Origin of the sequence: Pseudomonas sp. HMSC063H08, assembly GCF_001813645.1 — a bacterium.
In the GTDB taxonomy this organism is placed as follows: Bacteria; Pseudomonadota; Gammaproteobacteria; order Pseudomonadales; family Pseudomonadaceae; genus Pseudomonas; species Pseudomonas aeruginosa.
In genome coordinates this window covers 50,525-55,498 of record NZ_KV813620.1, presented here as the reverse complement: position 1 = coordinate 55,498, position 4,974 = coordinate 50,525, and the positions used below count along the sequence as shown (strand labels likewise).

At 64.9% G+C, this 4,974-nt stretch carries 4 protein-coding genes and 1 pseudogene; 4 read left to right on the top strand and 1 reads right to left on the bottom strand.

Annotated elements, in window-relative coordinates; translation table 11 throughout:
• Both HMPREF2924_RS30790 and HMPREF2924_RS30785 read left to right on the top strand, forming a co-directional pair.
• On the top strand, positions 1–683 hold a 683-nt coding region (locus HMPREF2924_RS30790; protein WP_256553564.1), incomplete at its 5' end, for an ABC transporter substrate-binding protein.
• A 93-nt stretch (positions 684–776) separates the two neighbouring features.
• Positions 777–2,375: an ABC transporter substrate-binding protein gene (locus tag HMPREF2924_RS30785; RefSeq protein WP_023094994.1), complete on the top strand. Its 1,599-nt coding sequence runs from the start codon at positions 777–779 to the stop codon at positions 2,373–2,375.
• A 67-nt stretch (positions 2,376–2,442) separates the two neighbouring features.
• Here HMPREF2924_RS30785 and mdpA read toward each other — a convergent pair whose 3' ends face one another.
• A complete protein-coding gene (gene mdpA, locus HMPREF2924_RS30780) occupies positions 2,443–3,660 on the bottom strand; it encodes a metallopeptidase MdpA (RefSeq protein ID WP_003134849.1) in 1,218 nt (405 codons plus the stop codon).
• 168 nt (positions 3,661–3,828) lie between these two features.
• Between mdpA and psdR the strand changes: the two genes are divergently transcribed.
• Positions 3,829–4,392 carry a transcriptional regulator PsdR gene (gene psdR / locus HMPREF2924_RS30775; protein ID WP_003094433.1) on the top strand — a complete coding sequence of 188 codons (564 nt, stop codon included), beginning with the start codon at positions 3,829–3,831 and terminating at the stop codon, positions 4,390–4,392.
• A 265-nt stretch (positions 4,393–4,657) separates the two neighbouring features.
• Positions 4,658–4,974: pseudogene (locus tag HMPREF2924_RS30770) on the top strand (ABC transporter substrate-binding protein); the annotation flags it as partial.

Genomic DNA, 4,974 nt, shown 5'->3' with positions numbered 1-4,974 from the left:
TACGCCAGGCGCTGGACATGGCGGTGAACAAGAAGGCCATCATCGACGCCGTCTACCAGGGCGCCGGCCAGTTGGCGAGCAACGGCATGCCGCCGACCCAGTGGTCCTACGACGAGACCATCAAGGACGCGCCCTACGATCCGGCCAAGGCCAGGGAGCTGCTGAAGAAGGCCGGCGTCGCCGAAGGCACCGAGATCACCCTGTGGGCCATGCCGGTACAACGTCCCTACAACCCCAACGCCAAGCTGATGGCGGAAATGCTGCAGAACGATTGGGCGAAGATCGGTATCAAGGCGAAGATCGTCACCTACGAATGGGGCGAATACATCAAGCGCGCCAAGGGCGGCGAGCATGACGCCATGCTGATCGGCTGGAGCGGCGACAACGGCGACCCGGACAACTGGCTCGGCACCCTCTACGGCTGCGACGCAGTGGACGGCAACAACTTCTCCAAATGGTGCGACGCCGGCTACGACAAGCTGGTCAAGGATGCCAAGCGCACCACCGACCAGGGCAAGCGCACCGAGCTGTACAAGCAGGCCCAGCACATCCTCAAGGAACAGGTGCCGATCACCCCGATCGCCCACTCCACCGTGTACCAGCCGATGCGCAAGACGGTACACGACTTCAGGATCAGCCCGTTCGGCCTGAACTCGTTCTACGAGGTCAGCGTCGGCAAGTAGCTTCGCCTGCCAGCCGCGCCGCCCCGCCACGAACGAGGCGGCGCCTCTCCCCAGGGCGGCCGACCCGGCCGTCCCGCTCCAGAGGAGTCATCCATGCGACCACGCTCTGCCCTGCGCTACAGCCTGCTGCTACTCGCCTTCGCCGCCAGCGCCGCCATCCAGGCCCAGCCGAAGACCCTGGCGGTGTGCACCGAAGCGGCGCCGGAAGGGTTCGATCCGGCCCGCTATACCTCCGGCTACACCTTCGACGCCTCAGCCCATCCGCTGTACAACGCGCTGGCCGCGTTCGCTCCGGGCAGCACCACGGTGATCCCGGCCCTGGCGGAAAGCTGGGACGTCTCCGCTGACGGCCTCGTCTACACCTTCCGCCTGCGCCAGGGCGTGAAATTCCACAGCACCGAGTACTTCAAGCCAAGCCGCGAGTTCAACGCCGACGACGTGCTGTTCAGCTTCCAGCGCATGCTCGATCCGCAGCACCCCGCCCACGACCTTTCGCCCAGCGGCTACCCCTACGCCGACGCCATGCAATTGCGCGACATCATCGAGCGCATCGAGAAGATCGACGAGCACCAGGTGCGCTTCGTCCTCAAGCACCCGGAGGCGCCGTTCCTCGCCGACCTGGCCATGCCGTTCGGCTCGATCCTCTCCGCCGAATATGCCGGCCAACTGATCGCCAGGGGCAAGGGCGACGAACTCAACAGCAAGCCGATCGGCACCGGCCCGTTCGTCTTCACCCGCTACCGCAAGGATGCCCAGGTGCGCTACGCGGCCAACCCCGACTACTGGAAGGGCAAGCCGGCCATCGACCACCTGGTGCTGGCGATCACCCTCGACCCCAACGTGCGCGTGCAGCGCCTGCGCCGCAACGAATGCCAGATCGCCCTGACGCCCAAGCCGGAAGACGTCGCCGCGTTGCGCCAGGACCCGCAACTGACGGTGCTGGAAGAAGCGGCGATGATCACCTCCCACGCCGCGATCAACACCCGGCACGAACCGTTCGACGATCCGCGCGTGCGCCGGGCGATCGCCATGGGCTTCAACAAGTCGTCCTACCTGAAGATCGTCTTCGGCGACCAGGCCCGCCCGGCCATCGGCCCCTACCCGCCGATGCTGCTCGGCTACGACGACAGCATCCGCGACTGGCCCTACGACCCCGAACGGGCCAAGGCCCTGCTGAAGGAAGCCGGCGTCGCCCCGGACACACCCCTGAACCTCTACATCAGCACTGGCAGCGGCCCCGGCGGCAACCCGGCGCGAGTGGCGCAACTGATCCAGTCCGACCTGGCCGCCATCGGCATCCGGGTGAACATCCGCCAGTTCGAGTGGGGCGAGATGGTCAAGCGCACCAAGGCCGGCGAACACGACATGATGCTCTACAGCTGGATCGGCGATAACGGCGACCCGGACAACTTCCTCACCCACAACCTCGGCTGCGCCTCGGTGGAGTCCGGGGAAAATCGCGCGCGCTGGTGCGACAAGGGCTTCGACGAAGCCATCCGCAAGGCGCGCATGAGCAACGACGAGAGCCAACGGGTAGCGTTGTACAAGGAAGCGCAGCGGATCTTCCACGAGCAGATGCCCTGGTTGCCGCTGGCGCATCCGTTGATGTTCGACGCACAACGCAAGAACGTCAGCGGCTACCGCATGAGCCCGATGTCGGCGCGGGACTTTTCGCGGGTGAAGCTGGACTGATCGCTGCGCCGCACGCGGGAAGCCCTGGCCCTTGCCTTGCCGCGTGCGGCGTTATCGTTCGGCCGGCTCAGCCGCCGAGGCCGAAGGGATCGTCGATGGACGGGCTCGGTTGGGTGAACCAGCGCGGTCCTTCCTCCGTCATGTAGAAGTGATCCTCCAGGCGAATGCCGAACTCGCCGGGCACGCAGATCATCGGTTCGTTGCTGAAGCACATGCCGACATCCAGCGGCGTGCGATCGCCACGCACCAGGTACGGGCCTTCGTGGACGTCCATGCCGATGCCATGCCCGGTGCGGTGCGGCAGGCCAGGCAGGCGGTAGTCCGGCCCCAGGCCGTTGGCCTCCAGCGAACGCCGCGCGGCGGCGTCCACCGCCTCGCAGGGCTGGCCCAGACGCGCGGCCTCGAAGGCCGCCAGTTGGGCGTCGCGCTCCATCCCCCAGAATTCGCGCTGGCGTGCGCTGGGCGTGCCGAACACATAGCTGCGGGTGATATCCGACTGGTAGCCGTGGACCTGGCAGCCGGTATCGATCAGCACCATGTCGCCATCCTTCAGCACCTGCGCATGCTTCACCCCATGCGGGAAGGCACTCGCGGCACCGAACAGGACGATGCAGAAGGTCGAACCGGGCGCGCCCACCTTGCGGTGCGCCTGGTGGATGAACTCGGCGACTTCGGTGGTGCTGATGCCTTCGCGGAGAATGCTCGCCGCGGCCTTCTGCACTTCCAGGGTCATGTCCTTGGCCCGCTGCATCAGCGCCAGCTCCTCGGCCGACTTGCGCATCCGCCCCTGGTCGATCAGCGGCGCGGCGCTGACGAAGTTCCTGCCCGGCGCCAGTTGGCGCAAGCGCTCGAACATGCCGAACGGCAGGCTCGGACACAGTACGACCGTGCTGCGCTCACCCACGCCGAGCGCCTCCAGGCGATCGAGCAGCAGGCGGTAGGGATCCTGGTGTTCCTCCCAGGTGTGGATGGCGCCGTCGACCACCTGGAAGTCGCGCACCGTCCCTTCCTCGAAGGCCGGCGCAAGGTATTCGAGGGCGCCCTCGGCGGGCAGCAGCGCACCCACCAGACGTTCACTGGGGTGCCATTGCACGCCGCTGAAGTAACGCAGGTTGCTGCCTGCATGCAGGTACGCCGCGGCGATGCCATGCTCGCCCATCCACGCCTGGGCCGCGGCGATTCGCGCACGGTAAGACGCCAGGCCGATCGGCTGCGCGCCGTCCATCATGTTCCGCAGACGCTCCAGCGCCTGCGCAGGGGTACTCCCGCCAACACCCACGGTCATTTGTTGTTCTCCTCGTCTGGACCGGGCTGAAATTTAAGTCGAGCTTAAATTCAGGTCAAAACAAATTTTCAGTCACACTTAAAAAATAGGGGTTCGGGTAGTTCATCTGTCAGACTTTATTGACGCCCCGCGCTGGGTATACTGCGCCTTTCAACAAGAGTCTCCCCAATGACCGTAGACCGCATCGGCGAACGCCTGCGTCGCTATCGCCGCGCCGCCAAGAAGACCCTGCACCAAGTCGCCAGCGAATCCGGTCTCACCGCGAGCTTCCTCTCCCAGGCGGAGCGCAACCTCACCGGTGTATCGATCTCTTCCCTGGCCAACATCGCCAAGTCGCTGAATATCCCGCTCAATGCCCTGTTCGACCAACCGGCACAACCCCAGCCCGACTCCCACGAAGGCGAGCGGGTACGCTACACCATCGAGGGCCAGCCGCTGGCCTACGAACGCCTGTCCAGCTCCTTCCCCGGCAACCTGATCAATGCGGTCAAGATGAACATGCCGGTGGGCTACCAGTCGGAGCTGATCTCCCATGAGGGCGCAGAGTTCTCCTACGTCCTGTCCGGGCAGATCGTCTACACCATCGAGGGGCGCCAGTACCCCCTCGGCGCCGGCGACTCGGTGCACTTCGACGCGACCAAGACCCATTGCCTGGCCAACGTCGGCAGCGATGTGGCGGAAGTCCTGACCATCACCACCATGGGCCTGTTCGACGACCATCCGACGCCCTGAGCCAGTCCGTAGCGCACCTTCCCATCCTGTCAGGCAAACGTTTTCGCAATAGAAATGTTAGTCGTGCTTAATTTTCGTTGACCACAATTTCAGCATGACTTAATTTCGGCATCAGCGAATCGTCGACCAACAACAAACGGACGATCGCTGTCGCCGCACAGGGTCCATGGCTGTCACCCGCCATCCATGGAAAGGCGAGAGTTGCCATGGCCCATAAGGCCGATCCTCAGACGATGCCCTTAGAAAAAGAAAAAATGAGGTTTGCATGCGTAAGATCCTTCCCCTTCGGGCCTGGCTGGCAGCCGGTCTGATCCTCGGCTCCCCGTTCTCCCACGCCGCCAGCAACCTGGTGTTCTGCTCGGAGGGCAGCCCGGCCGGCTTCGATCCCGCCCAGTACACCACCGGCACCGACTACGACGCGACCTCGGTCACCCTGTTCAACCGCCTCGTCCAGTTCGAGCGCGGCGGCACCCGGGCGATCCCGGCCCTGGCGGAAAGCTGGGACATCGGCGACGACGGCAAGACCTACACCTTCCACCTGCGCAAGGGTGTGAAGTTCCACAGCACCGACTACTTCAAGCC

Bases quoted from the DNA above. Each gene is read 5' to 3' on its own strand.
- mdpA (WP_003134849.1), bottom strand. From the start codon at position 3,660: ATGACCGTGGGTGTTGGCGGGAGTACCCCTGCGCAGGCGCTGGAGCGT.
- psdR (WP_003094433.1), top strand. From the start codon at position 3,829: ATGACCGTAGACCGCATCGGCGAACGCCTGCGTCGCTATCGCCGCGCC.
- HMPREF2924_RS30785 (WP_023094994.1), top strand. From the start codon at position 777: ATGCGACCACGCTCTGCCCTGCGCTACAGCCTGCTGCTACTCGCCTTC.